Genomic DNA, 26,380 nt, shown 5'->3' with positions numbered 1-26,380 from the left:
GAGCCGATCGCCGCTGATCCCGGCGGAAAGATGCCCGGCCCTTCGGGTTGGCTGAAACGGGCCGTCTGATCGCATGGCCGGCTTGGCCGTATGCTGTGGCTACGACGCGCGCCAGCCATGCGACCATCCGACTCCGTTTGAGCCAACAGAACCGATTCCATTTAGCAATGAACCGCTCTAAGACTTCAGCGCTTCAAAACTCTGCGCCGCAGCCTTCATCTCCTCGTAGCGCTTGGCACGGCGCACTTCCGCTTCCTCGTCCGTGCCCCAATGCTCGATCGTCCAGTCCTCGTCGAGATGGGCAAGCGCCCAGGTCTCGTCCACGGAGAGGCGCCCTTCGGCAAAGGCCAGCGCCAGAATGGCCGAACCGGTCAGCGACGTGATCGTGTGCAGCGCCGCCAGCGCCACCGGGCTCTGGTGATTGCGAAGCCGTGCGCCAAAAGCCGAAATCGCGTCGCGCGGCTGCTCCTGCGGCATGATGCCTTCGATCAGGATGAAACGGGCGCCAAGATCATCGGCTGCCCAGTCCAGAACCGGATCCCACTGCGCCCGCTGGCGCTCGACCAGACCTTCCGGCTGATCAGCGCGGTAGCACAATGCGTCGCTTGCCGAAAAGCGCAGCATGTCCTCGACCACCGCCTGCGGGTCGGTGGCAATGCCGTCGATCGCGGTGTTGACCAGACGGGTGATCGGCATCGTCGCCGGGTTGACCACGTCTGTTTGCGCATCCCATTCGTCACGCAACAGCGCGGCCAGCGCCTCTGTCGGCGCCATGAGCTGGTTCTTGGCCGGCGTTTTCACCGCCTTGCCGTCCAGATGCACCGCATGCCCGTCGTCCGAGGCAACAACCGTCACCTCCTTGTAAAAACGTTTTGGCAGCGGCTTGTGCATCTGGATCTGCGCCCGACGCGTCGGATCCTCGTGGCTGAGGTCGATATGGGTCTCGGAAAGAATGTCGCGCATAAAAAAACCTCAGCCGATCAGCGGCAGCAATTCGCGTGGATGGTGGACGATATGGTCTGCGCCGGCGGCAATCAGCTCGGGCACGACGCAATACCCCCAGTCGACGCCGATCGCGGTGGCGCCGGCAGCTTTTGCCATCTGCATATCGTAAATGGCATCGCCGATCACCAGCGTATCGGCAGGGGCCACGCCCATCACGTCACAGCATTCGGTCACCATGGCCGGATGCGGCTTCGACGGGCAATCGTCGGCGGTGCGGCCAACGACGAAATATTTGTCGAACCCGTGGGTCGACATCACGAGATCCAGCCCGCGACGGGATTTGCCGGTCACAGCACCGATCAGCAGGTCGTCACGCGGGCCGATCGTGTCGATCAGTTCGCGAATGCCGTCAAACAACGGCTCCTTGAAGTCGAGATCGGCGCGCACGACGGAAAACAGCGATTTGTAATGCGCCATCATCGCCACGGCTTCATCGTCGGCATGCGGCTTGCCCTGCATGCGGGCAATGGCGATGTCGAGCGTCAGGCCGATGATCGCCTTGGTCTCTTCAAAAGCGGGCTCCGGCTTGCCGAACGCCACAAATGTGCGGCGCATGGTTTCGTGGATCAGGCCGGCGCTATCGACCAGCGTGCCGTCGCAATCGAAAAGAACCAGTTTCATTCGTCGTCTTCCCGCGCACCGTTTTCCATGTCGAAGCCGAGCAGGTTCCAGCTCTGCACCATATGAGGCGGCAGAGGCGCGGTTATCCGCAGGCGGCCACCATTGGGGTGCGGAATGTCGATATGGCGCGCATGCAAGTGCAGCTTCTTTTGGATGCCGCCCGGGAATGGCCAGTTGATATCGTCATCCTGGTATTTTGGGTCACCGATGATCGGGTGGCCGATATGTAGCGCATGTACGCGCAGCTGGTGGGTACGGCCGGTATAAGGCTCCATCTCCAGCCATGACATCGCCTGCGCCGCCGTTTCCAGCACACGGTAGTAGGAAATGGCGTGATCGGCGTCCTCCTCGCCATGCTTGGCGATACGCATGCGATCGCCATCCGGCGTCTGTTCCTTGACCAGCCATGTGGAAAGCTTGTCGGAGCGCTTGCGCGGCACCCCCTTCACCAGCGCCCAATAGGTCTTCTTTGTGTCGCGTTCGCGAAAAGCGGCCGTCAGCTTCTGCGCGGCGCCACGGGTGCGGGCAATCACCAGAACACCGGAGGTGTCGCGGTCGAGACGGTGCACCAGACGCGGCTTTTCGCCCCGGTTATTGGTCCAGGCGTCCAGCATCTGGTCGATATGACGCGTCACGCCCGAACCGCCCTGCACGGCAAGACCGGCCGGCTTGTTCAGCACGATCACCTTGTCGTCCTCATGCAGCACCATGCGCTGCAACAACTCGTAGTCGCTGCTGTGTTTCAGATCCTTGCCGGCGATCGGGCCCTTCTTGGCATCCGTATCCATCGGCGGAACGCGCACCACCTGCCCCGGCTGTACACGCGTATCGGTCTTCACGCGGCCGCCATCGACGCGCACCTGGCCGGAGCGCAGCAGCTTTTGCAGCGGCCCGAAGCCGAGGCCCGGATAACGTGTCTTGAACCAGCGGTCGAGGCGCATGCCCGCTTCGTCCGCCTCGACGGAGATATGCTCGATGCCTGCCATCGGAACTCTTTCTTGTAATTTTTTGCAGCCGAACGCGGCCTTTGAGCCAGCCTTTAGAGCATCAGGCGCCCCTAACGGAAGTGCAAATCGACTTCAGGCCCGTTCAAAACGCCATGCGGCCGATGAACAGACCCAGAAATGTCGCACCAATCGACAGGATCACACTCGCCGCCACATATACCAATGCCATCGGCATGGCGCCGCGTTCCACCAGTCCGACGAAATCCAGCGAGAAGGAGGAGAAGGTGGTAAAACCACCGCAGAGCCCGGTCATCAGCAGAAGCCGCATTTCCGCCGAGCCGCCGAAACGGCGCAGGATCATTTCCAGAAAAAGACCGATGGCAAACGATCCGGCAACATTGATCGCCAGCGTGCCCCACGGAAAGGCCGGACCGAACAGACGTACGGCCCATAATCCGACAAGGTATCGGAACACCGAACCGACGGCACCACCAACGGCCACGAGAAGCATGGAATTCACGTCAAAATCCTGATAAAACACTAGAAAAGCGGGGATTCGCTAAAATGCGATATCACCGCTTAATGGGGAACCAAGAGGTCGAGCATACGTTTTCACCCACAGGGAGTTCAAGCGTCATGTCCACCGTCGTGCCAGTCAATGCCAATTTTGCCGCTTATGCGCTGGAAAATGTGCGCGTGATCCATCACGTCGGCTCCAAGGAACAGGTCAGGCGCACTCAGAAGGATGCCGACCGTAACCTGCGCCGCGCCCAGAATGTGGGTGAAATCGAGGAACCGGGCCTGATCCCTGCCGCCAATATTTCCGTGGACGTGATGATCTCGGATCGCCCGCCGCAGCAACAGCAAACAACCTACGAACATGTCGCTGCCGCCTACCGCGAACTGGACGAGTAGAACGTTTTTTGCCTACCTTTCATCCCCGCCACACGGGCGAGGATGAAGAAAGAGACGAAACTCGGCCCGCCTCAAAACACCGGCCGGTGACAATTGCGCACGATCTCGCGCCGCCCTTCCCTGTAGTCGATGCGCAGATACTCGCACTCATAGCCGTAAGCCTCGCGATAGCTCGTGCGCACCACATGTCGCTGCTTGTGCGGGCGAACGGTTTTCGTGCGCGGCGGCTCCTGCCAGCGCATCATATCGGCGGCCTGCGCTTTTACCGGCAACAAGGCCGGCAAGACGATGGCGGCAGTCAGGATGGCCGGAACGGTCAGGAAACGTGGCATGGAATTCCCCTTCTGAAATCAGTTGAGCAGCAATTTGGCCTCAATGCCTGCGACCGCCGAAATGTTCCACTCCGTGGAAATGTTATCGCACCGCGACAAATAATTCGCTCGTTGCGACCTTTGCCACTTGCCAAGCCTATGGCTTCATCGATAATGCCGATCGACCCGTAGGGAGAAACCGCTTCAGTGCGGAGCCGAAGGAGCAACCGCCCCGGAAACTCTCAGGCAAAAGGACCACGGGAAGACTGCAGGAACTCTGGAGAGAAGCAACCGTTTAACCGGGGGCTCGCCGAAGGGATAACAATCTCAGGCGAAAAGGACAGAGGGGGCTCGAAACCGGCGCGGAACCGCGCCCTGATCTGAGCCGGCGTGCGACCTGTTTTCAGGCGCACCCAAAAACCTGGAGGCGTCTTTTTTGGACGATCAAGCAGTTCTGAACATCACCCCGCTGCATGCATTGCATGTCTCGCTCGGCGCAAAAATGGTGCCGTTTGCCGGTTACGACATGCCCGTCCAGTATCCGCTGGGCGTCATGAAGGAACACCTTCACACCCGCGCTGCCGCCGGCCTGTTCGACGTCTCCCACATGGGCCAGGTCATCGTGAAGGCCAAGTCCGGCGTTTACACCGATGCAGCACTTGCGCTCGAAAAGCTGGTTCCGGTCGATATTCTCGGTTTAAAGGAAGGTCGCCAGCGTTACGGCTTCTTCACCGATGAAAACGGCGGCATTCTCGATGACCTGATGATCACCAATCGCGGCGATCATCTGCTGGTCGTCGTCAACGCCGCCTGCAAGGATCAGGACGTCGCCCATATGAAGGCGAACCTGACCAGTTGCGACGTGACGCTCCTCGATGACCGTGCTTTGATCGCCCTGCAGGGCCCGCGGGCCGAAGCGGTTCTGGCCGAACTCTGGGCCGGCGTGTCGGCCATGAAGTTCATGGATGTGGTGGAAGTGCCGCTGCACGACGTGCCCTGCATCATCTCCCGCTCCGGTTATTCCGGTGAGGACGGTTTTGAGATTTCCGTGCCGGAAGCGCATGCCGTCGAGGTGGCCAACGCCCTGCTCGAACACCCGGATTGCGAAGCCATCGGCCTCGGCGCGCGTGACAGTCTTCGCCTCGAAGCCGGCTTGTGTCTCTACGGAAACGACATCGACACCACCACCTCGCCGATCGAAGCCTCGCTCGAATGGGCGTTGCAAAAGGCCCGCAAGGCCGGCGGCGACCGTGAAGGCGGCTTTCCGGGCGCAGAGCGCATCTTGTGCGAACTGGCCAACGGCGCCAGCCGCCGCCGCGTCGGCCTGAAGCCGGAAGGCAAGGCTCCGGTGCGTTCGCATGCCAAGCTTTATGCGGATGCCGAAGGCCAGACCGAACTCGGCGAAGTCACCTCGGGCACCTTTGGCCCGACCGTCGAAGGCCCGGTCGCCATGGGCTACCTTCCGGTGTCGCATATCGCTGCCGGCACCACGGTTTATGCCGAGGTTCGCGGCAAATATCTGGCGATGACAGTGGCCACGCTGCCGTTCATCACGCCGACATACAAGCGGTAACATGACGGTCGTGCCTGACCATACCCCCTCTGGCCTGCCGGCCATCTCCCCCACGAGGGGGGAGAGAACCAGCGGCCAGCGGCGAGCACGACAATTCACCTCGCAATTCCCGCGACGCCTTGATTGGGCGCAGAGGGGCGCCACGATTTTTCTCCCCCCTTGTGGGGGAGATGGCCGGCAGGCCAGAGGGGGACTTTCCCCCCACTCCAATACAACAACAATCACCCATTCCCTTCCAGAGAGGTCCTCCCAATGCTGAAATTTACCGCCGAACACGAATGGCTGAAACTCGAAGGCGATGTCGCCACCGTCGGCATCACCCAGCACGCCGCCGACCAGCTCGGCGATCTCGTATTCGTTGAACTGCCGGAAGTGGGCGCCGAACTCACCAAGGACGGCAATGCCGCCACCGTCGAAAGCGTCAAGGCCGCCTCCGACGTGTATTCGCCGCTCGATGGCGAAGTCGTCGAAGTCAACCAGGCGATCGTCGATGATCCGTCGCTGGTCAATTCCGAGCCTGAAGGCTCCGCATGGTTCTTCAAGCTCAAGCTCAAGAACGTCTCCGATATCGACAGCCTGATGGACGAAGCCGCCTACAAGGACCTCATCGGATGAACGACAGCACCGATTTCCACTTCACGGATTACGATCCGTACGATTTTGCAAACCGTCGCCATATCGGCCCCTCGCCGTCCGAAATGGCAGCGATGCTGAAAGTCATCGGCTACAAGTCGCTCGACGGGCTGATCGAAGCAACGGTTCCGGCCTCCATCCGCCAGCAGACCCCGCTCGCCTGGGGTGCCGCCCTTACTGAGCGTGAAGCACTCGACAAGCTGCGCGAGACCGCCAACAAGAACCAGGTCCTCACCTCGCTGATCGGGCAGGGTTATTACGGCACCGTCACCCCGCCGGTCATCCAGCGCAACATTCTGGAAAACCCGGCATGGTACACGGCCTATACGCCGTACCAGCCGGAAATTTCTCAAGGCCGCCTCGAAGCCCTTTTGAACTTCCAGACGATGATCTGCGACCTGACCGGTCTCGACGTCGCCAATGCCTCGCTGCTCGATGAAGCGACCGCAGCCGCCGAAGCCATGGCGCTCTGCCAGCGTCAGGCAAAATCCAAGGCGACCGCCTTCTTCGTCGATGCCGCCTGCCATCCGCAGACGATTGCCCTTATCGAAACCCGCGCAAAGCCGCTCGGCTGGTCGGTTGTGATCGGCGATCCGATGACCGATCTCGACCCGGTCGACGTTTTTGGCGCGATCTTCCAGTATCCGGGCACGCAGGGCCATGTCCGTGATTTCTCCGGCCTGATCGCCCGCCTTCACCAGACCGGTGCGGTCGCCGCCGTCGCCGCCGACCTTCTGGCGCTGACGCTGCTGAAATCGCCCGGCGAAATGGGCGCCGATATCGCCATCGGCACTACCCAGCGCTTTGGCGTTCCGGTCGGTTACGGCGGCCCGCACGCCGCCTATATGTCGGTCAAGGATGCCCACAAGCGCGCCATGCCCGGCCGCCTGGTCGGCGTCTCGGTCGATGCCCGTGGCAACCGCGCCTATCGCCTGTCTCTTCAGACCCGCGAACAGCATATCCGCCGCGAAAAGGCGACGTCGAACATCTGCACGGCGCAGGTCCTGCTCGCCGTCATGGCCTCGATGTACGGCGTCTTCCACGGTCCGCAGGGCCTGAAGGCGATTGCGCAGGCTGTCCACAAGAAGGCCGTGCTGATGGCCAAGGGCCTGGAAAAGCTCGGCTACCGAATAGAACCTGAAAACTTCTTCGACACGATCACGGTCGAAGTCGGCCACATGCAGGGCCTGATCCTGCGTGCCGCCGTCGCGGAAGGCGTCAACCTGCGCAAGATCGGCGAGACCAAGGTCGGCATGTCGCTCGACGAGCGCACCCGTCCGGTCACGCTCGAAGCCGTCTGGCGCGCATTCGGCGGTGACTTCAAGGTGTCCGATTTCGAGGTCGACTACCGCCTGCCGAAGGATCTCTTGAGAAAATCGGATTACATGACCCATCCGATTTTCCACATGAACCGCGCCGAAAGCGAGATGACCCGCTACATCCGCCGCCTGTCGGACCGCGACCTCGCGCTCGACCGGTCGATGATCCCGCTTGGTTCCTGCACGATGAAGCTGAACGCCACCGCGGAGATGCTGCCGATCACCTGGCCGGAATTTTCGGATATCCATCCGTTCGTTCCGCAGGATCAGGCCTTGGGCTACAAGGAAATGATCGACGATCTGTCGGCAAAACTGTGCCAGATCACCGGTTACGACGCCTTCTCCATGCAGCCGAATTCCGGCGCGCAGGGCGAGTATGCGGGCCTGCTCACCATCCGCAACTACCACATCGCCAATGGTGATGCGCATCGCGACGTCTGCCTCATCCCCACCTCCGCGCACGGCACCAACCCGGCCTCGGCGCAGATGGTCGGCATGAAGGTCGTGGTCGTGAAGGTGCGTGAAAACGGCGATATCGACCTCGAAGATTTCCGCGCCAAGGCTGAACAGCACGCGGCAAACCTGTCGTGCTGCATGATCACCTACCCGTCCACGCACGGCGTGTTCGAGGAAACGGTCAAGGAAATCTGCGAGATCACCCACACCCACGGCGGTCAGGTCTATCTCGACGGCGCCAACATGAACGCCATGGTCGGCCTTGCCCGCCCCGGCGACATCGGCTCCGACGTGTCGCACCTCAACCTGCACAAGACCTTCTGCATCCCGCATGGCGGCGGCGGTCCCGGCATGGGCCCGATCGGCGTCAAGGCGCACCTGGCGGCACATCTTCCGGGTCACCTGCAGTGGGATGGCCGTGAAGGTGCTGTCTCGGCTGCCCCGTTCGGCTCGCCGTCGATCCTGCCGATCTCCTGGTCCTACACCCTGATGATGGGCGGCGAAGGTTTGACGCAGGCAACCAAGGTGGCGATCCTCAACGCCAACTATATCGCGGCCCGTCTCAAGGGTGCCTACGACGTGCTCTACAAGTCGGAAGCCGGCCGCGTGGCGCATGAATGCATCCTCGACACCCGCCCGCTCAACGTCTCGGCCGGCGTTTCGGTGGACGATATCGCCAAGCGCCTGATCGACTGCGGTTTCCATGCGCCGACCATGAGCTTCCCGGTTGCCGGCACGCTGATGGTCGAGCCGACCGAATCGGAAACCAAGGCCGAACTCGACCGTTTCTGCGATGCGATGCTGGCGATCCGCGAGGAGGCCCGCGCCATCGAGGAAGGCCGGATGGACAAGGTGAACAACCCGCTGAAGAACGCTCCGCATACGGTGGAAGACCTCGTCGGCGAATGGGATCGTCCTTACTCCCGCGAACAGGCCTGCTACCCGCCGGGCGCGTTCCGGGTGGACAAGTACTGGTCCCCGGTCAACCGCGTCGACAACGTTTATGGCGACCGCAACCTGATCTGCTCCTGCCCGCCGCTGGAAGATTACGCGGAAGCCGCGGAATAACCGCGATAGCGTCAACACCAACGAAAGGCCCGCCCCGCGCGGGCCTTTTTTCATTTTTTACATTCGAACAAGCCTCAAAACGGGAAAACCTGCCCGGAAAAAGCCGTCATCACCCTGAATTGTAACAGACTCAACTTCTCGTATAATTATTTCCTTACTGCCCTTGTCTCCTTTCTGGAAACCTCTATTTTGGGTTTCAATCGTACTCTGCTAGCGACTCGTCCGAAGCCTACCGGCTCTTTCCGATCTCCTCTCATAGTCGATGCGCCGCCGGTCTTGATATTAGGGCCGGCAATCTACAGCGATTGAAAGGAAATCGTTATGAACACCGGTACCGTAAAGTGGTTCAACAGCACCAAGGGCTTTGGCTTCATTCAGCCTGACAACGGCGGCCAGGACGTATTCGTACACATCTCTGCCGTTGAGCGCGCTGGTCTGCGCACCCTCAACGATGGTCAGAAGATCTCTTACGAAATCGTTCAGGACAAGCGTTCGGGCAAGAGCTCGGCCGACAACCTGCAGGCTGCCTGAGTTTTGTCATCAAACCGCGTGACACGGCTCGACCGGCACGCACGCGGTAATGTTGATTATGAGAGGTCGGGGTCATTCCCGGCCTTTTGTTTTTCGCTTGCATGGGGTATCGACTGATCCCAGTCGTACGTGATTGCCGAATTGACGGCACCGAAACCAGGCACAGGCGGCAAAGCCGCTGCATAAAGGAGAATTTGTTGCAAGTACTCGTCAGGGACAACAACGTCGAACAGGCACTGCGCGTGCTCAAGAAGAAGCTGCAGCGCGAAGGCGTATTCCGCGAAATGAAGGCTCGCCAGGCTTTTGAGAAGCCTTCGGAAAAGCGCGCTCGCGAAAAGGCTGAGGCTATTCGTCGTTCCCGCAAGCTGGCCCGCAAGCAGGCCCAGCGCGAAGGTCTTCTGCCGGCCCCGAAGAAGAAAGTTATCGCGCGCGCTCCTGCTCGCGGATAAAGTCGATTGTGCGCCGCGCGGCTTTCCGCCGCGCGCCCACATCCATCGTACCGGCGGATCATCGCTTCAGGCACGAAACCGGGAGAACGGCATGACTGAGACAAAAGACCAGATCCTCAAGCCGGCAAAACTCTCCGCCCAGCAGAAAGCAGCGCAGACCAATTCCGTGGTGCGCGACATTCTCGATGCCGAAGTGACTGCACGCGAGAAGAAAACCGAAAAATTGCGCGCCATGCGCCTCGCGCAGACCGAGGAAGAAGCCGCTGCCAAACACGCAGCCGCACCCAAGGCGAAAAAGCGTACCGCATCCAAATAAGGCCTCGCCGCACGGTTATTACCTTGCTGCGCCTGAGTACAGTCAATTGACACCAAACATCGCGACGCGCTCAAACGCCAGTCGATGAGCAATTGAATATTTCAAAAAACGCGCGAGATGCTGTTCACGCGGCAAGTCGATCTGGCTGTCTGTAACGCACTTCAGACAATGCGCGCACCTCAGGGGAAATTTCCCCTATTTCGCAAAAATCCCAATCTTTTCATTGCCCGCTCTGCATCGTGACCTATGTCGCGCCTGCGGTCGTCCACGTGTCCCGTTCTTCGCATCGCGTGAGCGTGGTCGGCTTTCGATAATCAAAAGCATGCAAGAGGAAATACCCCAGTGAGCACCAGCCTGTTCAAGAACCCGCGCGCCCTTCTCGGCGGCGCGGCCGTCGCCGTTGTCGTGTTTTTCGCAAGCGCCCTGTTGATCGGTGGCGGCAGCGCCCCGGCCGCCCCGCAGCCGGGTTCGGTACAGGTTCGCGCCATCACCAAGGATAATGGCGTCAAGAACGTCACCATGTCCGTGGTGCTGGCGCTGGTTGGCGGCTTTTTCGCCGCCCGCGCCATCCATCGCCGCGGCAGCGCCAAAGCCTGATCTCTCTTCCGAGACACACTGACCATGAGGCCCGCTTCCGGCGGGCCTTTTCATATCCGCTGATCCCGAAACGGTACATCTGGGCATGCCATCAAGGCCTGCCTTAACCCTGCCCCTTCATCCTTCCTTGAGATGCCCCGCAGCATAAAGGTTTCGTCCATCAGGCTGGGAATTTGACAATGACGATCACGGCGGCGCTGAACACTTCGCTTTACGGTATGCAGACCCAGACGGAGCGGCTTTCCACCGCTGCCCACGGCATCGCCAACGCCTCCACGCCCGGCCATGACAGCGATCTCACCGGCGACATGCTCGACGTGCTGCAGGCCGAAACGCAATTTGCCGCCAATGCCTCCGTTTTCGAAACCGGCGCCGACATGTGGGACATGCTGATGACGGTGGCGAAGGATTGAGCGCGCGCCGAGACACAGCAAAGTCGGCCGTCGCGGCCTGACACAGCTTTCACCGACGAACCACAGTCGTTGGCTAAAACCGCTGAATTTGACAAGCAAGGATCGCCGAGAGACGAGCCTGTCCTCTCAACGGAGACCATCCAACCCCGTTGACAGCGGCGCCAAGCCAAGCGACACAAAACCATGTCGATCATCACCTCCCGTACGGCTATCGCTCTCGCTTCCTTTTTGGCGCTGCCCGCGCTTTCACACGCCCAAAGCACTCGAAGCTGGAAACCGGCCGAACAGGTCAGGACCTATGCCGTCACCGGCAAGACCGGCATCGAGCTCTACCAGTCGATCGGCGAACGTGGCCCGGCCGCCGGTGTCGGACAGGCGATCGCCCACACAACCTTCAAGCTGCTCTGGACTCGCGATTATCGCCCGCAGCCGAATGGTGCCTGCACGCTCGCCGTGGCGCGCCCTAGCCTCACCATAACCTATACCCTCCCCAAAGGTCCGTCCTCGCTGCCGGCAGACACCAAAACCCGCTGGACGGATTTCATCGAAGGCGTGGAAAAACACGAACGCGTCCACGGCCAGCATATTCTCGAGATGGTCGAAAAGATCGAAACCTTCAGCATCGGCCTGACGGCGGAAAACGATCCGAAATGCACCAGGGTGCGCGAGGTGCTGCAGGCGAAACTCAAGGAATTTTCAGACGAGCAGCGTCAGCGCGGCCGTGATTTCGACGCGGTGGAACTGTCGCCGGGTGGCGCGGTGCACCAGCTCATTCTCGCGCTGGTCAACCCACCCGGCGCACCGCCGATCGAGATGAAGGCGAAGCCGACACCGCTGCCCGGCATCAAAACCATGCCATGAGGTTCTATTCGGCAGCGACGGCCTGCCGTTTCGGCCCGGCCTCCAGATCGACAGCGGCAAAGGCAGCCTCGATCACCGCCGTCGTGGCTCCCGGCTTCGTTGCATCCGACGACAGGATCTGACGGAAGCGTCGCGCACCCGCAAAGCCCTGAAAGAGGCCGACCATATGCCGCGTGACATGGTTCAGGCGTCCGCCCGACGCCATCACATCATCGGCATAGGCCATCATCGTGTCACGCAGCGCCAACCAGTCGACATCTGTGGTGTTAGTCCCTCCGGGACTCGAACCCCCAATCATCGCATCCACACCGGCCAGCAGACCGGTGTTGTGATAGGCGGCACGCCCCAGCATCACGCCATCCATCACCGCCAGATGATCTGCCGCCTGCTCCAGATCGATGATGCCGCCATTGATGCCGAGAAACACATCCGGGTTTTCGCGCTTCATGCGGTGCACGAGATCGTAATCGAGCGGCGGAATATCGCGGTTTTCTTTCGGCGAAAGCCCCTGCAGCCACGCCTTGCGGGCATGGATCCAGATGGCATCCGCACCTGCCCCGATCATGCGCGCCAGAAAGTCGGGCAGCACGGTTTCCGGCTCCTGATCATCAATGCCGATCCGGCATTTCACCGTTACCGGCACGGTCGCCACAGCCTTCATCGCCTCGATCAAAGAGGCCACATGGCCGGCATCGCGCATCAGGCACGCGCCAAAAGTACCCGACTGGACGCGGTCGGACGGACAGCCGACATTGAGATTGATCTCGTCATAACCGTAATCGGCGGCGATGCGCACGGCTTCGACGAGCTTTGCCGGATCGGATCCACCAAGCTGCAGCGCCACCGGATGCTCTTCTGCCGAATAGCCCAGCAGCCGGTCACGATTGCCGTGAATGATCGCATCCGCCACCACCATTTCGGTGTAAAGCAGAGCACGCTTCGACATCTGCCGGTGAAGGTACCGGCACCTCGAATCGGTCCAGTCGATCATGGGCGCAACGGCGAAAATCTTTTCGCCACGCTTCAGCGCGTCAGCATACATGGCAAGTCCTTTGAGATATGCGGCCGCTCATACAGCAAACGAAAAACTTTGGCCAGTTCAGTCCACCTGTCGCGAAAAAAGGCTATGATTGCGTGGAAATTTGCGGAACAAAGGCTTGGCCTTTCCAGAAGGCGATTTGTTTTTACAGGAGGACTTTTTCATGACCGCAACCGTCATCCCCATGCCCGCCCCCGTCCTCCTCGAAGTCGAAGGCACGTCTGACAAATTCCCCGTTCGCCGCGTCTATTGCGTCGGTCGCAACTATGCCGACCACGCCATCGAAATGGGCCACGACCCATCGCGCGAAGCCCCGTTCTTTTTCCAGAAGAATGCTGACAACGTCTATAACGGCGAAACTTTTCCTTACCCGCCGCTGTCATCCAACGTCCACTTCGAGGTCGAACTCGTCATGGCCCTGAAAGCCGGCGGCAGTGATATCGATGCGCAGGACGCGCTTGATTGCGTCTATGGTTACGGTGTCGGCATCGATTTCACCCGCCGCGACCTGCAGGACCAGATGAAGAAGGCCGGCCGTTCCTGGGAAGTCGCCAAGGCATTTGAAAAGTCCGCTCCCGTTTCGGCGCTGCTGCCGGTGGCAAAGGTCGGTCATCCGCAGGAAGGCGCCATCTGGCTGGAGGTCAACGGCGACCGCAAGCAGAACGGCGACATGAACCAGATGATCTGGAAGCTGCCGGAAATCATCGCCGAACTGTCGAAACAGTTCGAACTGGCCGCCGGCGATATCATCATGACCGGCACCCCGGCCGGCGTCGGTGCCGTCGTCAAGGGCGACAAGGTGGTCTGCGAAGCGGCCGGTGTCGGTCGTCTGGAACTGACCGTCGTTTAAAGCCCCCTTTGTGGAGAACCAGCATGCCGCTTTACGCCCTGGGAGATTTTCAACCGAAGACACCCGACGATGACCGTTACTGGTTGGCACCGGACGCACATGTCATCGGCAAGGTTTCACTGGGCGAAGATGTCGGCATCTGGTTCGGCGCGGTGCTGCGCGGCGATAACGAACTGATTTCGGTCGGCGCGCGCACAAACATTCAGGAAGGCGCCATGCTCCATACCGACATGGGCTATCCCGCAACGATCGGCACCGGCTGCACGATCGGCCACCATGCCATCATTCACGGCTGCACGATCGGCGACAATTCCCTGATCGGCATGGGCGCCACCATTCTCAACGGCGCAAGGATCGGCAACAACTGCCTCGTCGGCGCCAATGCACTGGTGACGGAAGGCAAGGAGTTTCCCGACGGCTCCCTGATCGTCGGTTCGCCCGCCCGCGCCATCCGCACGCTCGACGCGGACGCCATCGCCAGGCTGACGGTTTCCGCCGACAACTACGTGAAAAACTGGCATCGTTTTGCCGCAGACCTGCGTCCGCTTTGAGAACAGTTTAACCACTCGTTCACGCTGACATGAAGCCTTTGCTTCACACATATCGTATATTACCATCGACGCATGTAGTGACGCCCGCCGTGCCTTCGCGCGACCGCCATGGACACCGATGAACGATACACCTGAACAGCCACAGCAGAACACGACCGCCCTTCTGGATCGCGTCGGTCGACATCTTGCCCGCAAGAACCGGCCGCTCAGCTTCGATCCGGTGGTGGAAGCCGTGTTCCAGACGGACACCGCCGCCGACCGCAATCGTCAGACTATCGTCGCCGGTCTGTTCGCTCTGGTGTTCTTCAACGGTTTTATCGTTATCGACGCTATTACCAGACCGGAAATTCTCGGCATGTCCGCGCTGATCAGGCTCTGCTTCGTCACGCCAATCTGCCTTGCGGCGCTGTTCTGGCTGCGCCGCAGCCCGCCGCAATGGATCCGCGATTCGGTTCTCACCTGCTGCGCCATCCTGATTGCCCTCGGCTCGAATTATCTTCTCTACATCGCCACATCGGATGAGGCGCATTACAGCGCCTTCAGTTTCGGCCTGATCGTTATCGGCGCCAATATCGTCCTGCACATTGGCTTCAATGCAGCGCTGGCCACCACGGTCGGCTGTTGCGTCGTTACTGCGTTTTTCCTGCATGCCACACCCGATCTCAATTGGAGCGAACGCAACCTGCCGGTTTATTACATGGCAGCGATGGGCGTCATCACGCTGGTGGCCAACTACCGGCTGGAAGGCAATCTGCGCCACGCCTATCTGCTGATGCTGCGCGAACGCCTCAACGCACAGGAAGTCCGCCGTATCAACGAACAGCTCAACGCCTATTCATACACCGATGCGCTGACCGGCATCGCCAACCGTCGTCGCTTTGAACAATTCCTGCAGTCGGCATGGACGGAAGCCCTTGTCTCCGGCGAGACCATGTCGCTTCTCGTCATCGATGTGGATTTCTTCAAGCGCTACAACGACTCATTTGGTCATCCTGCCGGCGACGCCTGTCTTCAGCAGGTGGCGCGCGCCATTGAGGGCCAGACGCGCGGCGACAATGACTTGCCGGCGCGTCTCGGTGGCGAGGAATTTGCCGTCCTGCTGCGCCACACGGAGACGATACAGGCGGAAACCGCCGCCAGCCGCATTCACCGCGCCATGAGCCAGCTTGGTCTCTCGCACGGCCGGCCGGATGGCAATGGCTACGTCACGGTCAGCATAGGCCTTGCCTCGGCCACACCACGCCACGATGGCAGTGCCGCCGGTGAACTTGTGGAAGCGGCCGACAAGGCGCTCTATCAGGCCAAGCGTCACGGCCGTAACCGCACCATCCTGGCAGATCGCGCCGCCTGACGATCAGTGCATGCAGGCTTCGCAAAGCCCGCGGATCTCGATCGTCGTTTTGGAGGGCTTGAACTTGCGGTCCTTTGCCCAGCCGTTGAGGCGGTCGTCGATGGCGTGATCGTGAAACTCGTTCACCTGCCCGCAGCTCTCGCAGATCGCAAAGGCCACGGTGCCGTGGTGACCATGGCCGTGGCCATGCCCGCAGCAGCTCTCATTGGCATGCGCGCAGGCGACAAATGAGTTGAGGCTTTCTAGCCGATGGGCAATGCCCATTTCGATCAGCTTGTCGAGCGCCCGGTAGACTTGCAAAGGTGCGCGAAAACCCTGGTCGCGCAGCTTGTCCAAAATGGTATAGGCGCTGACCGGCGCCTCGGAACGCGTCAGCACGTCCAGTACCAGAGTCTGGTTTTTGGTCAGTGTCGGCGTATTCATGAGCGACCTCCGGATGTCGTGCCGCCATCGGCGAGGTTTTTAGCCCTGCCCGGCAAAAGGCTGAGGATGAAGAGGATGAGCGCCGCGACCACGATCGATGGTCCGGACGGTGTGTCATAGGTCAGCGACCCGAACAAGCCGCCCACCACGGCGATGACGCCGATCAGCGACGACAGCACTGCCATGCCTTCCGGCGCGGAGGAAAAGCGCCGTGCCGTCGCGGCCGGGATGATCAGCAGTGCGGTGATCAGCATGATGCCGACGATCTTCATGGCAATGGCGATGACGAGTGCCATCAACAGCATGAACAGCAGTCGCGCCCGCTCGGGCTTCAGGCCTTCGGCTTCGGCAATATCGGCGCTCACCGTCGAGGCGATCAGCGGACGCCACAGGACCACGAGGGCCGCGAGTACGAACAGGCCGCCGCCCCAGATCAGTGCGATATCGGCCGGCGTCACCGCCAGAATGTCACCAAACAGGAAAGCGATCAGATCGATGCGCACCCAGCTCATGAAGGCAACCATGACAAGGCCAATCGCCAGCGTCGAATGCGAAAGAATGCCGAGAAGCGCGTCGGCGGACAGCGCCTGGCGTTTCTGCAGAACCAGCAGCAGCAGCGAGACTACGACAGCGACGCCAAACACGCTGACCAGAAGGTTGATGTCCAGCAGCAGCGACAGCGCCACGCCGAGCAATGCCGAATGCGCGATCGTATCGCCAAAATAGGCCATGCGGCGCCAAACGACAAAACAACCGAGAGGCCCCGTCGTCAGTGCCAATCCGATGCCGGCGAGCAAAGCGCGGAAAAAGAAATCGTCAAGCATGATGATGCCCCTTGCCGCCGGCATGCGTGTGATCGCCATGCTGATGTTCATGGCTGTGATCATCGTCGTGATGTTCATGACCATGACCGGCGTGCTCATGATGATGACCATCATCGGGATGGCAGTGATCGGTCACCGATCCATCCTTGTGCTGCACACGGCCATCCGGCAGATGCGTGTGGTCATGACGGTGACTGTAGACGGCAAGTCCGGCGCCGACATTGCCGAACAGCCGACGATAATCGTCGCTGCGGCTCACGGCCTCAGGCGTGCCGCGGCAGCAGACATGGCCGTTGAGGCAGATCACCGTATCGGTATCGGCCATCACCATATGCAGGTCGTGGGAAATCAGCAGAATGCCACAGCCTGTCTTGTTGCGGATGGTGCGGATCAGTTCGTAAAGCGCGCTTTCCCCGGCAAAATCGACGCCCTGCACCGGCTCGTCGAGAACCAGCAGGTCGGGATTACGGGCGATCGCCCGCGCCAGCAGCGCCCGCTGGAATTCGCCGCCGGAGAGGTGGCGCACTTCGGCATCAACCAGATGCGGGATACCGACATCGGTCAGCGCCGCCATCAGGCTCGCATCGTCCAGCTTGGCTGTCAGCCGCATCAATCGCCGAACGGAAAGCGGCATGGTCCAGTCGATCGCCAGCTTCTGCGGCACATAACCGATGGTGAGCGAAGCCTTGCGGTCGACCTTTCCCTCATCGGCGCGCAGCACGCCGATCGCCATCTTCGCAGTCGTCGATTTGCCGGCACCGTTGGGACCGATCAGGGTGACGATCTCGCCGCGATGAATGGAAAGATCGACACCACGCACCAGCCAGCGGCCGTTGCGGCGTATTCCGGCCCCTGCCAGCGTGACCAGTTCGTCACCTTTCTGGCGATCCTGAGCCGCGGTCTGCATCAGCATAAATTTCTTCCTGTCCTGTGTTGCCACCAGCTATGCCACACGTTATAGAATAACACAACGAACGTAATAACATTACATCGTTATGCCAGGCGCCTTACGCAAGGCCCGGCAACACCGAACACAGACCAATCTGTCCCTGAGGGGCAAGGAGAACCGCATGAAAGCAGTCGCCACTCCCATCGTCGCCACCTTTGCAGCCTCCATGGCGCTGCTGATGGCCGGGACTGCCTCCGCAACCCCGAATGTCGTCGTGTCGATCAAGCCGATCCATTCGCTGGTTGCCTCCATCATAAAAGGCGTCGCCGAACCGAAGCTGATCGTCGAAGGCGCCGCCTCGCCGCACACCTATTCGATGAAGCCATCGAACGCCCGTGCCATCCAGAATGCCGATCTGATCTTCTGGATGGGACCGAACCTCGAAGCCTTCCTCGACAAGCCCTTGGACGCGCTTGCCGGGTCCAAGACCGTTGTCGCTCTGTCGGATTCCCCAGACCTGCAGAAACTGCCGTTCCGTGAAGGTGGCCCGTTCGAGGCGCATGACCACGGCCATGAGGGCCACGAGCACGAAGGCGAACATGCCGAAGGTCACGACCACGCGCATGAAGGCGAGCACGCCAACGCCGATCATGCCAAGGGCGAAGCCCATGCCGAACATGATCACGACCATGAACATGGTGGTTTCGACGCGCATGTCTGGCTCGATCCGCTCAATGCAAAGGTGATCGGTCGTGAGATCGCAAAACGCCTTGCCGAAGCCGATCCGGAACATGCCAAGCAATATGAAGACAACGCTGCCGGCCTGATGCGCCAGCTGGACGAACTGGATGCCGAGATCAAGGCCACGGTCGCACCGGTCAAGGACAAGCCGTTCATCGTTTTCCACGACGCCTACCAATATTTCGAAAAGCGGTACGAGGTGAAGGTGGCCGGCTCGATCACGGTAAGCCCGGAGACGCTGCCGGGCGCCGAGCGCATCGGCGAGATCCACAAGAAGGTGACCGAACTCGGCGCGACCTGCGTCTTTGCCGAGCCGCAGTTCACGCCAAAACTGGTCAATGTCGTTCTGGAAGGAACACCGGCAAAGGCCGGCACGCTCGATCCGGAAGCAGCGACGCTGAAGGAAGGTCCGGACCTTTATTTCCAGCTGATGCGCGGCATCGCGGAATCGATGAAGACCTGCCTGTCCGGCAAGGCCTGATAGTGCATAACAATACCGCCTCCTCGCGCATGGTGGAGACGGTTAGACCGGCAGGGAAAGAAGGCACTCCCTGCCGGTCGTCTTATATCAACGGCCGGCGATGATCGACGAGATCAGGCCCGACGTGATGCCAATCAGCAGGAATTCGTTATTGTCGGCACGAACCCAGCGATAACCACGCGGCGGTGCATTCAGGCGGTAGCGGCGATAATCGCGAACCTCGGCCATGTGGCGACGCTCGGCAGGGCTGAGGCGATGACCGCGGCTCCAGCGCTTCTTGACGACAGTGCGCTCCCTGACAACCTTTTTGGTCACGACACGGCGATCGTCGCGGTGATCCCAGCGGTCGTTATGGCTTGGCGGGGCAGCATTGGCGACCGAAGAAAAGGCGACCGGGCTGAAAATGAAGGTGGCGGAAAGCAGAACGGCTGCAAGCTTTTTCATGATGGTATCCTCTGTTGTCTATGAGGAGACCCTAGGCGCCAGGTGATGAACCGAAAATGAACTGAATATTACATTTTCGTAAGTATTCAGAATGGCTTGCTGCGCGAAGTTGATGCGAAACATGCAAAAACCGCCGGCACCACAAAGGCACCGGCGGCTTGATGATCAGGCTTTCAGTTCAGCCGACTTTGCCCAGAGATTGATATCGGCTTCGCGAGCATAGCTGTCGATTTCCGCCAGTTCCTCCGCGCTGAAATCCGGGTTGTCGAGCGCCTTCACGCAATCGACGACCTGCTCCGGCCGGCTGGCACCGATCAGCGCCGTCGTCACGCGACCGCCGCGCAGCACCCAGGCAATCGCCATCTGCGCCAGCGTCTGGCCACGGCGTTCCGCGATGGCATTGAGCGCCTGCAGGTTGGCGACATTCTTCTCGTTGAGGAAGGCCGGGCGCAGCGACTTGCCCTGCGCGGCGCGGCTGTCTTCCGGAATGCCGCCGAGATATTTAGACGTCAGCATGCCCTGCGCCAATGGCGAGAACACGATGGAGCCGGCGCCGACATCATCCAGCGTATCGAGCAGATTGTCTTCCTCGACCCAGCGATTGATCATCGAATAGCTCGGCTGATGAATGAGCAGCGGCGTGCCGAGTTGCTTGAGGATGGCTGCCGCCTCGCGGGTTCGCTTGGAATTGTAGGACGAGATGCCGACGTAAAGCGCCCTGCCCGAGCGGACGATATGGTCAAGCGCTCCGCAGGTTTCTTCCAACGGCGTATCCGGATCGAAGCGGTGCGAATAGAAGATATCGACGTAATCCAGCCCCATGCGCTTCAGGCTCTGGTCACAGGACGAGATCAGATATTTGCGGCTGCCCCACTCGCCATACGGTCCCGGCCACATGTTGTAACCAGCCTTGGAGGAGATGATCAGCTCATCGCGATACCCATGAAAGTCCTCGCGCAAAATCTGGCCGAACGCGGTCTCGGCGCTGCCCGGCAGCGGACCATAGTTGTTGGCGAGATCGAAATGGGTGATGCCGAGATCAAATGCCTGACGGCAGATCGCCACCTTGCGCTCACGCGGCGTGTCATCGCCGAAATTGTGCCAGAGACCGAGCGAGATCGCCGGCAGCTTCAGGCCGGATTGTCCGCAGCGGTTATATTTCATGGTATCGTAGCGATTGTCAGCCGGTTTCCAGGCCATATCGAAATCCTCCTGTTGTAACTATCGCAGTACCGAAATCAGTACCCGCCGCTTGCGTCCTTGTCCCCGCGACCGGCAGACGCAGAAAGGCCCGCCTAAAGACGGGCCTTTCGTTATGTCAGATTGATCAGGCGAAATCTGCCAGACCGCTGCCCCAAGGGCCATGGTGCTTGTCCAGGCCATCGACGCGGTCAAAGCCATGCGCGCCGAAAAAGTCGCGCTGCGCCTGGATGAGGTTGGCGGTGCCACGACCACGACGATAGGCGTCGAAGTAGGACAGAGCCGACGACAGAGCCGGAACCGACAGACCGGACATGATGGCCGTCGAGACGACACGACGCAGCGATGCGTCGGTTTCTTCGACCAGTTGCGCGAAGGCAGGCGTCACGATGAGGTTTGCGACATCCGGGTCCTTGGTGAAGGCCGAGGTGATCTCGTCGAGGAACTGCGAGCGGATGATGCAGCCGGCGCGCCAGATCTTGGCGATCGTCGGCATCGGCAGGCTCCAGTCATATTCCTTGGACGCGGCAGCCATGACGGCAAAGCCCTGCGCATAAGCCGCGATCTTGGCCGCCAGAAGCGCGTTTTCGAGATCGTCAAGGAAGCTGATGCCATCCGTGGACGGCATCGCCGTCGTGTTCGGCAGGCCAAGGATCTTTTCGGCGGCTTCACGTTCCGCCTTCTGCGACGACAGGATGCGACCGGCAACGGCTGCTTCGATCGCGGTTGCGGCGACGCCCATGTTCTGGGCCTCGATCACCGACCATTTGCCGGTACCCTTCTGGCCAGCCTGGTCGACGATGACGTCCACCATCGGCTTGCCGGAAATCGGGTCATTGGCCATCAGCACCTTTTCGGAGATTTCGATCAGGTAGGAATTCAGACGACCGGTATTCCACTTGCCAAACACCTGGCCGATCTCGGGCGCCGAAAGCTTCAGGCCGTCGCGCAGGATGCCGTAGATTTCGGCGATCATCTGCATGTCGGCATATTCGATGCCATTGTGGATGGTCTTGACGAAGTGACCGGCGCCATTTTCACCGAGCCAGGCAACGCAGGGCTCATCGTTGAACTTGGCCGAGATCGACGTCAGCACCTTTTCGACGCGCTTCCAGCTCTCTTCGGTACCGCCGACCATGATCGACGGCCCGTGGCGAGCACCTTCTTCGCCGCCCGAAACGCCCATGCCGATAAAGGTCAGGCCGCTGTCCTTGAGATTGTCGAAACGACGCATCGTGTCGCGGAAATTGGCATTGCCGGCATCGATCATGATGTCGTTATCGGCCAGATACGGCTTCAGCAGTTCCATCTGCTGATCGACCGGGTCACCGGCCTTGATCATGATGATGATCGGGCGTGGCGGACGGATAGCGGCGACGAATTCCTCAAGCGTTTCGCAAGGAATGATATTCTTCTGCAGATCGCCGGCTTCGGCGAAAAATTTTCGGGTTGCTTCCGGTGATCGGTTGAAGACCGCGATGCGGTTGCCTTTTTCAGCAATGTTGAGGGCGAGGTTGGAGCCCATGACTCCAAGACCGATAAGACCGATTTCTGCCTGTTCCAAGACGAAGCCTCCATTTACAAATCGCAAGGTGTTTTGGCACTCAAACGTTCCCGCGGCAAGGTCGGTGGCACCTGAAACGATTAAATTTCGATGACAGCCAATGTCGCGTGCGAGACATCCGCGCAAACATTGCCTCCTTGATCTGCGACGCTATCTTTTAACCGCCAGAGCGGGAGGAGCCTCATGACCACGATGCCGGTAAAGATCGTCCATGTCGCAATCGAGCGGGATTGGCGCCACGTCTACGACTATGCGCACAGACCGGAAAACATGCGCCACTGGGCGGCAGGCCTTGCCGCCGGTTTCACCCCCGATGGCGAGGACTGGCTGGCTGATGGCGGGCCGCTCGGCACCATCCGCGTCAGGTTCGCACCCCGCAATACGGAGGGCGTCGTCGACCATACGGTGACGCTTCCCGATGGCCAGTCGGTTCACAATGTATTGAGGGTGGTGCCAAACGGCGATGGCGCGGAAGTCATCTTCATGGTGCTGCACCTGCCCGGCACGACGGATGAGGCTTTCCGGGCCGACTGCGAGCATGTCCAGAAAGACCTGAACACGCTGAAAACCATTCTCGAACAATAGGCCTATTGACGCTTCAGCGACTTCTTGATGTTCCAGCGGTCGTGATACCACAGCCATTGCTCGGGATATTCACGCGCCCAGCTCTCGACCTTGTCGTTGAGTATCTGCGCCGTCGCCTGCACGTCGACATTGCCTTTTTCATCACGCGGCACGTCGATGCGCGGTTCGATTTCCAGCCGGTAGCGATTGCCCGGCAGGCGGATGCAGCGGGCCGGATAAACCTCGGCGTCGAACTGGCGCACCAGTTTGGCCAAGAGCGGATTGGTCTGCACCGGCTGCCCGAAGAAGGACGTCTGCAGACCCTTCTGGAATTTCTGATCGACGAGAACGCCGACACCGCCACCCGCTTCCAACTGGCGCGCCAGGGCAAACGACGAACCGGCATGCGACGGAACGAGCTTGCCCATGCGGGCCGAGCGGAAAGAGAAGACTTTTTCGGCGATGTAAGGATTGTTCGGCGGCCGGAAAAGCACCGTCACCTTCTGCCCGAAGGCAGCGCCGGCCACCGGCAGAAGCTCGAAATTGCCGGTATGAGCGGTGAAGACGATGAACGGACGCGGATTGTCGCGCAGGTCTACGAAGACAGGAATGCCGGAAACCTCGACACGGCCGGGTTCGTCTCGCTCAGGATCAAAATCGAACAGACGGTCGAGAAAGACATATTCGGCAGCGAGCCGGCCCATATGGCCCCAGCTCCTTGCCGCGATATCCTGAAGCTCCGCCTCGCCCTTTTCGGGATAGGCGTTTTTCAGGTTGGTCATCATCAACCTGTGGCGAAAGGTGCGCGGACCAATCTTGCGCACCAGCCAGTCGGCAAAATTGATGGCCGGATCGGCCGGGAAGATTTTCAGCAGGTTAAGAAAACCGAAGGCGACCTGCGCCACCAGCCACTGCCGAAAATGCATCAGCGACAGAACGATCCGGGTGATGACCATCTTCACCGGATCAATCCATCCTCAGGATGATCTTGCCGAATACCTGGCGGCTTTCCATGCGTTCCAGCGCCTTGTCGATCGTGTCGAACGTGACTTCCGTATCGATCACGGGATGCACAATGCCGCGCGCCATCTTCTGCATGGCGTCAGCCATGTTTTCCATGCGGCAGCCGAACGAGCCGAGCAGCTTCAGCTGCTGCTGGAACAGCATCATCAGATTGACTTCGGTCGAAACGCCGGAGGTCGAGCCGCAGGTGACCAGACGACCACCACGCTTCAGGCAGAACATCGAGGCGGCAAACGTGTCCTTGCCGACATGTTCGAACACGACATCGACGCCCTTTTTCTTCGTCAGCTTGCGCACGACGCCTTCGAAGCGATCCTTGCGGTAGTTGATGACGTGATCGGCACCGAGCGCCTTGGCGCCCTCGATCTTGTCGTCGGAACCAACGGTGGTGATGACCGTGCAGCCGATCTTCTTGGCAAGCTGGATGGCTGCCGAACCGATGCCGGAACCGCCGGCATGGATGAGAATGGTTTCACCCGACTGAAGTTTTGCGTTGTCGAACAGCATGTGCTCGACCGTGCCGAACGTGACAGGAGCAAGGGCAGCGGCCACCGCATCGATGCCCGGAGGAGCCGGGACAAGCTGGCGGGCCGGGATGTTCATCTTTTCCTGGGCAAAGCCGTCGAGATGGAAACCGTGCACGCCGCCGACATGTTCGCACAGATTGTCACGGCCTTCGACGCAGTTCTTGCAGCGTCCGCAGATGCGCGCACCGTAGATGGCCACCAGATCACCCGGCAGAACGTTCGATACGCCCGGACCAATGGCCTCGACGACGCCGGATGCTTCCGCACCGATCGTCAGCGGCATCTTGCGCTTGGCAAACGCCATGCCGCGCCAGCCCCAGACGTCGATATGGTTGAGCGCAACCGCCTTGACGCGCAGCGTCACTTCACCGGGACCCGGCGCTTCCGGCTCAGGGATGTCCACGGCTTCAAGCTTGCGGTCGTCGATCAATTGCAGGGCGCGCATAACAAATATCCTTCGCCCGGAGGCGTAAACGTTCGTCTTGGCAAAGCATCAGGAGCCATTGATGGCTCACAAAACGCAATGCGTCTCGGAAATAGCATGAAGCGCCGCACGCCCTTTTTGGACGAAGACGGCGCTCCACAGGGATTAACGAAGGTCTCTAAGCCGGTTCAGCCGTCAAGACAAGGCTGGCATTCTGCCCACCGAAGCCGAACGAGTTCGAGATGACGGCCGAAACCTGTGCATCGCGCTTGACGTTCGGCACCACATCCAGCTCGATCGTCGGATCGGGGTTGTTGTAGTTGATCGTCGGCGGCAGCGTGCCGGTCAGCATGGTCTGAAGCGAGAATACCGCCTCGACTGCACCGGCCGCCGTCAGCGTATGGCCGATCATCGACTTGTTGGACGACAGCGGAATTTCCTTCAGACGATCGCCGAACACGGCGAGCATCGAACCATATTCCATCTTGTCGTTTTCCGGCGTCGAGGTGCCATGGGCATTGATGTAGCCGATATCGGCGCCGGTCATGCCGGCATCCTCAAGCGCTGCACGGATCGTGGCAATCGCCGGGCCGCCATCCGGTGACGAACGGGTGCGGTGGAAACTGTCGGCCTTTTCGCCGAGACCACTGACGACACCCAGAACCTTGGCGCCGCGGGCAATGGCGGATTCCAGCGATTCCAGAACCAGCGTTGCCGCACCTTCGGCGATGACAAAACCGTCGCGGTCCTTGGAAAACGGCTTGGAAGCCTTTTCCGGCGGATCGTTCTGGGTGGAAAGCGCCGAAAGCAGCGAGAAGCGGATCAGCGCTTCGGCACTGACAGAGCCGTCGGTCGCCGCCACAAGCGCCTTGTCGGTACGGCCCTGACGGATCGCCTCGACCCCGAGCTGAATTGCGGTCGCACCCGAGGCGCAAGCAGTGGACAACGTCACCGGCAAGCCGCGCGTGCCAAAACGGTCAGCGAGACGCTCGGAGATCGAGCCGAACTGTACGGCTTCGAGAAAGACCGGATCGGGACGTTCGCGCATGGCGGTGAGGAAACGGTCATAGGCATCGGCTTCACGCTCGGCCGGCGGTGCGCGGTCGGCCAGCGCAAAACGGTCGACCCATTCCGGCTCGACCGGCGGTGCGGCCAGGAACAGCGGACCATCGAAATCGCCCGAAAGACCAGCCTGCGCCAGTGCTTCGATGGTGGTTTCGCGGGCAAATGCATAGGAGCGTTCGACGGCGTTTTTCGCCGGGATATCGATAAAATCGACGGTGCCGCTGATTCGGGTCGAAAGACCTTCGGTCGGGAAGCGGGTGATGTTGTGAATGCCGGACTTGCCGGCCGTCAGCGCTGCCCAGTTATCGGTCAGCCCCTGCCCCAGCGAGGTGAGAACACCCATGCCGGTGACCGCCACGATCGGGCGGCCGAGATGATCCTTGAAGCGATTGTCGCTCATCACTG

30 protein-coding genes and 2 riboswitches are annotated in these 26,380 nt (G+C 60.4%); of the genes, 15 read left to right on the top strand and 15 right to left on the bottom strand.

Annotated elements, in window-relative coordinates:
• Positions 1 to 177 precede the first annotated feature (177 nt).
• The 4 genes from AAIH70_RS11190 to crcB all read right to left on the bottom strand — a co-directional run bounded on the left by AAIH70_RS11190 (position 178) and on the right by crcB (position 3,084).
• Positions 178 to 963 carry an ATP12 family chaperone protein gene (locus AAIH70_RS11190; protein ID WP_132272305.1) on the bottom strand — a complete coding sequence of 262 codons (786 nt, stop codon included), beginning with the start codon at positions 961 to 963 and terminating at the stop codon, positions 178 to 180.
• A gap of 9 nt (positions 964 to 972) precedes the next feature.
• A complete protein-coding gene (locus AAIH70_RS11185) occupies positions 973 to 1,626 on the bottom strand; it encodes an HAD-IA family hydrolase (RefSeq protein ID WP_132272304.1) in 654 nt (217 codons plus the stop codon).
• The gene (locus AAIH70_RS11180; protein ID WP_132272303.1) at positions 1,623 to 2,612 is read right to left on the bottom strand and encodes an RluA family pseudouridine synthase; all 990 of its coding nucleotides are present in this window, start codon (positions 2,610 to 2,612) and stop codon (positions 1,623 to 1,625) included. The genes AAIH70_RS11185 and AAIH70_RS11180 overlap by 4 nt, the downstream gene beginning before the upstream one ends.
• Before the next feature lie 103 nt (positions 2,613 to 2,715).
• Positions 2,716 to 3,084, bottom strand: coding sequence for a fluoride efflux transporter CrcB (crcB, locus tag AAIH70_RS11175; RefSeq protein ID WP_430034214.1), 369 nt, complete (start codon positions 3,082 to 3,084; stop codon positions 2,716 to 2,718).
• Positions 3,085 to 3,209: 125 nt separating this feature from the next.
• Here crcB and AAIH70_RS11170 point away from each other — a divergent pair, with 125 nt between their 5' ends.
• A complete protein-coding gene (locus AAIH70_RS11170; RefSeq protein WP_132272301.1) occupies positions 3,210 to 3,488 on the top strand; it encodes a hypothetical protein in 279 nt (92 codons plus the stop codon).
• Between the two features lie 71 nt (positions 3,489 to 3,559).
• Here the strand turns inward: AAIH70_RS11170 and AAIH70_RS11165 are convergent, their stop codons facing one another.
• Positions 3,560 to 3,820 carry a hypothetical protein gene (locus tag AAIH70_RS11165; RefSeq protein ID WP_132272300.1) on the bottom strand — a complete coding sequence of 87 codons (261 nt, stop codon included), beginning with the start codon at positions 3,818 to 3,820 and terminating at the stop codon, positions 3,560 to 3,562.
• A 159-nt stretch (positions 3,821 to 3,979) separates the two neighbouring features.
• A riboswitch (glycine riboswitch) is annotated at positions 3,980 to 4,066 on the top strand.
• Positions 4,067 to 4,153: riboswitch (glycine riboswitch) on the top strand.
• 82 nt (positions 4,154 to 4,235) lie between these two features.
• Here AAIH70_RS11165 and gcvT point away from each other — a divergent pair.
• From gcvT to AAIH70_RS11120, 9 genes are all read left to right on the top strand, one after another.
• Positions 4,236 to 5,372 carry a glycine cleavage system aminomethyltransferase GcvT gene (gene gcvT, locus AAIH70_RS11160; protein WP_132272299.1) on the top strand — a complete coding sequence of 379 codons (1,137 nt, stop codon included), beginning with the start codon at positions 4,236 to 4,238 and terminating at the stop codon, positions 5,370 to 5,372.
• A gap of 252 nt (positions 5,373 to 5,624) precedes the next feature.
• A complete protein-coding gene (gene gcvH / locus AAIH70_RS11155; RefSeq protein ID WP_132272298.1) occupies positions 5,625 to 5,987 on the top strand; it encodes a glycine cleavage system protein GcvH in 363 nt (120 codons plus the stop codon).
• Positions 5,984 to 8,848 carry an aminomethyl-transferring glycine dehydrogenase gene (gene gcvP / locus AAIH70_RS11150; protein WP_132272297.1) on the top strand — a complete coding sequence of 955 codons (2,865 nt, stop codon included), beginning with the start codon at positions 5,984 to 5,986 and terminating at the stop codon, positions 8,846 to 8,848. The genes gcvH and gcvP overlap by 4 nt, the downstream gene beginning before the upstream one ends.
• Before the next feature lie 321 nt (positions 8,849 to 9,169).
• Positions 9,170 to 9,379, top strand: coding sequence for a cold-shock protein (locus AAIH70_RS11145; protein WP_132272296.1), 210 nt, complete (start codon positions 9,170 to 9,172; stop codon positions 9,377 to 9,379).
• A 197-nt stretch (positions 9,380 to 9,576) separates the two neighbouring features.
• On the top strand, positions 9,577 to 9,828 hold the full coding sequence (gene rpsU, locus AAIH70_RS11140; protein ID WP_132272295.1) for a 30S ribosomal protein S21: 252 nt from the start codon (positions 9,577 to 9,579) through the stop codon (positions 9,826 to 9,828).
• 91 nt (positions 9,829 to 9,919) lie between these two features.
• Positions 9,920 to 10,144: a hypothetical protein gene (locus AAIH70_RS11135; RefSeq protein ID WP_132272294.1), complete on the top strand. Its 225-nt coding sequence runs from the start codon at positions 9,920 to 9,922 to the stop codon at positions 10,142 to 10,144.
• 342 nt (positions 10,145 to 10,486) lie between these two features.
• Positions 10,487 to 10,741, top strand: a complete 255-nt coding sequence (locus tag AAIH70_RS11130; protein WP_132272293.1) for a hypothetical protein — start codon at positions 10,487 to 10,489, stop codon at positions 10,739 to 10,741.
• 179 nt (positions 10,742 to 10,920) lie between these two features.
• Positions 10,921 to 11,154: a hypothetical protein gene (locus tag AAIH70_RS11125; RefSeq protein ID WP_132272292.1), complete on the top strand. Its 234-nt coding sequence runs from the start codon at positions 10,921 to 10,923 to the stop codon at positions 11,152 to 11,154.
• Positions 11,155 to 11,337: 183 nt separating this feature from the next.
• Positions 11,338 to 12,015 (top strand): DUF922 domain-containing Zn-dependent protease, encoded by a 678-nt coding sequence (locus AAIH70_RS11120; RefSeq protein WP_132272291.1) that lies wholly within the window; start codon positions 11,338 to 11,340, stop codon positions 12,013 to 12,015.
• 4 nt (positions 12,016 to 12,019) lie between these two features.
• On the opposite strand, the gene dusA is transcribed toward AAIH70_RS11120, so the two are convergent.
• Complete coding sequence (gene dusA, locus AAIH70_RS11115; RefSeq protein WP_132272290.1) at positions 12,020 to 13,057, bottom strand: tRNA dihydrouridine(20/20a) synthase DusA; 1,038 nt, start codon at positions 13,055 to 13,057, stop codon at positions 12,020 to 12,022.
• A 160-nt stretch (positions 13,058 to 13,217) separates the two neighbouring features.
• Between dusA and AAIH70_RS11110 the strand changes: the two genes are divergently transcribed.
• The 3 genes from AAIH70_RS11110 (at position 13,218) to AAIH70_RS11100 (ending at position 15,806) form a co-directional block, all read left to right on the top strand.
• Positions 13,218 to 13,904 (top strand): fumarylacetoacetate hydrolase family protein, encoded by a 687-nt coding sequence (locus AAIH70_RS11110; protein WP_132272289.1) that lies wholly within the window; start codon positions 13,218 to 13,220, stop codon positions 13,902 to 13,904.
• Between the two features lie 23 nt (positions 13,905 to 13,927).
• Complete coding sequence (locus AAIH70_RS11105) at positions 13,928 to 14,455, top strand: gamma carbonic anhydrase family protein (RefSeq protein WP_132272288.1); 528 nt, start codon at positions 13,928 to 13,930, stop codon at positions 14,453 to 14,455.
• Positions 14,456 to 14,573: 118 nt separating this feature from the next.
• On the top strand, positions 14,574 to 15,806 hold the full coding sequence (locus tag AAIH70_RS11100; RefSeq protein ID WP_132272287.1) for a GGDEF domain-containing protein: 1,233 nt from the start codon (positions 14,574 to 14,576) through the stop codon (positions 15,804 to 15,806).
• Between the two features lie 3 nt (positions 15,807 to 15,809).
• Here AAIH70_RS11100 and AAIH70_RS11095 read toward each other — a convergent pair whose 3' ends face one another.
• From AAIH70_RS11095 to AAIH70_RS11085, 3 genes are read right to left on the bottom strand one after another with little or no spacing between them, the layout of a single operon-like run.
• The gene (locus tag AAIH70_RS11095; RefSeq protein WP_132272286.1) at positions 15,810 to 16,229 is read right to left on the bottom strand and encodes a Fur family transcriptional regulator; all 420 of its coding nucleotides are present in this window, start codon (positions 16,227 to 16,229) and stop codon (positions 15,810 to 15,812) included.
• Complete coding sequence (gene znuB, locus AAIH70_RS11090) at positions 16,226 to 17,053, bottom strand: zinc ABC transporter permease subunit ZnuB (protein ID WP_132272579.1); 828 nt, start codon at positions 17,051 to 17,053, stop codon at positions 16,226 to 16,228. Before znuB ends, AAIH70_RS11095 begins: the two co-directional genes overlap by 4 nt.
• Positions 17,046 to 17,966 carry an ATP-binding cassette domain-containing protein gene (locus tag AAIH70_RS11085; RefSeq protein WP_430034041.1) on the bottom strand — a complete coding sequence of 307 codons (921 nt, stop codon included), beginning with the start codon at positions 17,964 to 17,966 and terminating at the stop codon, positions 17,046 to 17,048. Before AAIH70_RS11085 ends, znuB begins: the two co-directional genes overlap by 8 nt.
• 157 nt (positions 17,967 to 18,123) lie before the next feature.
• Between AAIH70_RS11085 and znuA the strand changes: the two genes are divergently transcribed.
• Positions 18,124 to 19,164, top strand: a complete 1,041-nt coding sequence (gene znuA, locus AAIH70_RS11080; RefSeq protein WP_132272285.1) for a zinc ABC transporter substrate-binding protein ZnuA — start codon at positions 18,124 to 18,126, stop codon at positions 19,162 to 19,164.
• 87 nt (positions 19,165 to 19,251) lie between these two features.
• On the opposite strand, the gene AAIH70_RS11075 is transcribed toward znuA, so the two are convergent.
• From AAIH70_RS11075 to gndA, 3 genes are all read right to left on the bottom strand, one after another.
• Positions 19,252 to 19,608: an RcnB family protein gene (locus tag AAIH70_RS11075; protein ID WP_132272284.1), complete on the bottom strand. Its 357-nt coding sequence runs from the start codon at positions 19,606 to 19,608 to the stop codon at positions 19,252 to 19,254.
• 165 nt (positions 19,609 to 19,773) lie between these two features.
• Entirely contained in the window at positions 19,774 to 20,808 is a 1,035-nt protein-coding gene (mgrA, locus tag AAIH70_RS11070; RefSeq protein ID WP_132272283.1) for an L-glyceraldehyde 3-phosphate reductase, read from the bottom strand.
• A 127-nt stretch (positions 20,809 to 20,935) separates the two neighbouring features.
• Positions 20,936 to 22,372 carry an NADP-dependent phosphogluconate dehydrogenase gene (gene gndA / locus AAIH70_RS11065; protein ID WP_132272282.1) on the bottom strand — a complete coding sequence of 479 codons (1,437 nt, stop codon included), beginning with the start codon at positions 22,370 to 22,372 and terminating at the stop codon, positions 20,936 to 20,938.
• A gap of 183 nt (positions 22,373 to 22,555) precedes the next feature.
• Here gndA and AAIH70_RS11060 point away from each other — a divergent pair, with 183 nt between their 5' ends.
• Positions 22,556 to 22,957, top strand: a complete 402-nt coding sequence (locus AAIH70_RS11060) for an SRPBCC family protein (RefSeq protein ID WP_132272281.1) — start codon at positions 22,556 to 22,558, stop codon at positions 22,955 to 22,957.
• 2 nt (positions 22,958 to 22,959) lie between these two features.
• On the opposite strand, the gene AAIH70_RS11055 is transcribed toward AAIH70_RS11060, so the two are convergent.
• The 3 genes from AAIH70_RS11055 to AAIH70_RS11045 all read right to left on the bottom strand — a co-directional run bounded on the left by AAIH70_RS11055 (position 22,960) and on the right by AAIH70_RS11045 (position 26,375).
• Positions 22,960 to 23,898: a lipid A biosynthesis lauroyl acyltransferase gene (locus AAIH70_RS11055; protein WP_132272280.1), complete on the bottom strand. Its 939-nt coding sequence runs from the start codon at positions 23,896 to 23,898 to the stop codon at positions 22,960 to 22,962.
• 4 nt (positions 23,899 to 23,902) lie between these two features.
• A complete protein-coding gene (locus AAIH70_RS11050; RefSeq protein WP_132272279.1) occupies positions 23,903 to 24,931 on the bottom strand; it encodes a zinc-binding dehydrogenase in 1,029 nt (342 codons plus the stop codon).
• Positions 24,932 to 25,088: 157 nt separating this feature from the next.
• Entirely contained in the window at positions 25,089 to 26,375 is a 1,287-nt protein-coding gene (locus tag AAIH70_RS11045; protein WP_132272278.1) for a beta-ketoacyl-ACP synthase, read from the bottom strand.
• Positions 26,376 to 26,380: the final 5 nt, after the last annotated feature.

This window comes from Neorhizobium sp. BT27B (genome assembly GCF_050455485.1).
Taxonomy (GTDB): domain Bacteria; phylum Pseudomonadota; class Alphaproteobacteria; order Rhizobiales; family Rhizobiaceae; genus Neorhizobium.
Note: the sequence above shows the minus strand (reverse complement) of the source record. Positions and strands in the feature narration are given on the sequence as shown.

What these genes read in the sequence shown, in the direction of transcription:
- znuB (WP_132272579.1), bottom strand. Translation starts at nt 17,053, where the DNA reads ATGCTTGACGATTTCTTTTTCCGCGCTTTGCTCGCCGGCATCGGATTG.
- gcvP (WP_132272297.1), top strand. Translation starts at nt 5,984, where the DNA reads ATGAACGACAGCACCGATTTCCACTTCACGGATTACGATCCGTACGAT.
- AAIH70_RS11075 (WP_132272284.1), bottom strand. Translation starts at nt 19,608, where the DNA reads ATGAAAAAGCTTGCAGCCGTTCTGCTTTCCGCCACCTTCATTTTCAGC.
- AAIH70_RS11085 (WP_430034041.1), bottom strand. Translation starts at nt 17,966, where the DNA reads ATGCTGATGCAGACCGCGGCTCAGGATCGCCAGAAAGGTGACGAACTG.
- AAIH70_RS11190 (WP_132272305.1), bottom strand. Translation starts at nt 963, where the DNA reads ATGCGCGACATTCTTTCCGAGACCCATATCGACCTCAGCCACGAGGAT.
- AAIH70_RS11185 (WP_132272304.1), bottom strand. Translation starts at nt 1,626, where the DNA reads ATGAAACTGGTTCTTTTCGATTGCGACGGCACGCTGGTCGATAGCGCC.
- znuA (WP_132272285.1), top strand. Translation starts at nt 18,124, where the DNA reads ATGAAAGCAGTCGCCACTCCCATCGTCGCCACCTTTGCAGCCTCCATG.
- mgrA (WP_132272283.1), bottom strand. Translation starts at nt 20,808, where the DNA reads ATGGCCTGGAAACCGGCTGACAATCGCTACGATACCATGAAATATAAC.
- AAIH70_RS11125 (WP_132272292.1), top strand. Translation starts at nt 10,921, where the DNA reads ATGACGATCACGGCGGCGCTGAACACTTCGCTTTACGGTATGCAGACC.
- gcvH (WP_132272298.1), top strand. Translation starts at nt 5,625, where the DNA reads ATGCTGAAATTTACCGCCGAACACGAATGGCTGAAACTCGAAGGCGAT.
- AAIH70_RS11145 (WP_132272296.1), top strand. Translation starts at nt 9,170, where the DNA reads ATGAACACCGGTACCGTAAAGTGGTTCAACAGCACCAAGGGCTTTGGC.
- AAIH70_RS11110 (WP_132272289.1), top strand. Translation starts at nt 13,218, where the DNA reads ATGACCGCAACCGTCATCCCCATGCCCGCCCCCGTCCTCCTCGAAGTC.
- AAIH70_RS11165 (WP_132272300.1), bottom strand. Translation starts at nt 3,820, where the DNA reads ATGCCACGTTTCCTGACCGTTCCGGCCATCCTGACTGCCGCCATCGTC.
- AAIH70_RS11180 (WP_132272303.1), bottom strand. Translation starts at nt 2,612, where the DNA reads ATGGCAGGCATCGAGCATATCTCCGTCGAGGCGGACGAAGCGGGCATG.
- AAIH70_RS11120 (WP_132272291.1), top strand. Translation starts at nt 11,338, where the DNA reads ATGTCGATCATCACCTCCCGTACGGCTATCGCTCTCGCTTCCTTTTTG.
- AAIH70_RS11050 (WP_132272279.1), bottom strand. Translation starts at nt 24,931, where the DNA reads ATGCGCGCCCTGCAATTGATCGACGACCGCAAGCTTGAAGCCGTGGAC.
- dusA (WP_132272290.1), bottom strand. Translation starts at nt 13,057, where the DNA reads ATGTATGCTGACGCGCTGAAGCGTGGCGAAAAGATTTTCGCCGTTGCG.
- AAIH70_RS11095 (WP_132272286.1), bottom strand. Translation starts at nt 16,229, where the DNA reads ATGAATACGCCGACACTGACCAAAAACCAGACTCTGGTACTGGACGTG.
- AAIH70_RS11105 (WP_132272288.1), top strand. Translation starts at nt 13,928, where the DNA reads ATGCCGCTTTACGCCCTGGGAGATTTTCAACCGAAGACACCCGACGAT.
- AAIH70_RS11170 (WP_132272301.1), top strand. Translation starts at nt 3,210, where the DNA reads ATGTCCACCGTCGTGCCAGTCAATGCCAATTTTGCCGCTTATGCGCTG.
- crcB (WP_430034214.1), bottom strand. Translation starts at nt 3,084, where the DNA reads ATGCTTCTCGTGGCCGTTGGTGGTGCCGTCGGTTCGGTGTTCCGATAC.
- AAIH70_RS11135 (WP_132272294.1), top strand. Translation starts at nt 9,920, where the DNA reads ATGACTGAGACAAAAGACCAGATCCTCAAGCCGGCAAAACTCTCCGCC.
- AAIH70_RS11060 (WP_132272281.1), top strand. Translation starts at nt 22,556, where the DNA reads ATGACCACGATGCCGGTAAAGATCGTCCATGTCGCAATCGAGCGGGAT.
- AAIH70_RS11100 (WP_132272287.1), top strand. Translation starts at nt 14,574, where the DNA reads ATGAACGATACACCTGAACAGCCACAGCAGAACACGACCGCCCTTCTG.
- AAIH70_RS11045 (WP_132272278.1), bottom strand. Translation starts at nt 26,375, where the DNA reads ATGAGCGACAATCGCTTCAAGGATCATCTCGGCCGCCCGATCGTGGCG.